General features: G+C 75.2%; 1 pseudogene. It reads right to left on the reverse strand.

Annotated features, from left to right (window positions below):
- Positions 1 to 604: pseudogene (locus AC27IQ_RS26730) on the reverse strand (glycerate kinase type-2 family protein); the annotation flags it as partial.

Raw genomic sequence — 604 nt, forward strand, 5'->3', positions numbered from 1 at the left:
CTTGGGGGTCTCCAGCGCGCCGGCTGCAGCGCCGCATGCACCGGCGCGGGCAGGTCGATGCGGTAGCGCGCCAGGATGTCCAGCGCCTCGGCGCAGGTCGTGCCGTCGGGCACCGTGGGGCAGCTGGCGATCACGGCGGGGTCGTCCCCCGGCACGTCGCTGATGGCCAGGGTGACCACGCGGGCCGGCGCGCACGCGGCCGCCAGCCGGCCACCCTTGATGCGCGACAGGTGCTTGCGCACGCAGTTCATCTCGGCGATGCCGGCGCCGCTTTCCAGCAGCGCGCGGTGGATGCGCTGCTTTTCCGCCAGGGTCAGGCCATCGGCCGGCAGGGTGAGCAGTGCGGAGCCGCCGCCCGAGATCAGGCACAGCACCAGGTCATCGGCCGTGAGCCCCTGCGTGAGCGCCAGCATGCGCTCGGCCGCCGCCAGGCCCGCCGCATCGGGCACGGGGTGCGCGGCCTCCACGATCTCCACGCGCTGCGGCAACCCGGGCGGCCGTTCGGGCACATGGCCGTAGCGGGTCACGACCAGGCCCGACAGCGGCGCATCGGCCGGCCACAGCGCCTCCAGCGCGTGCACCATCGAGCCTCCCGCCTTGCCCG

The organism is Acidovorax sp. KPB24-07, assembly GCF_057543315.1.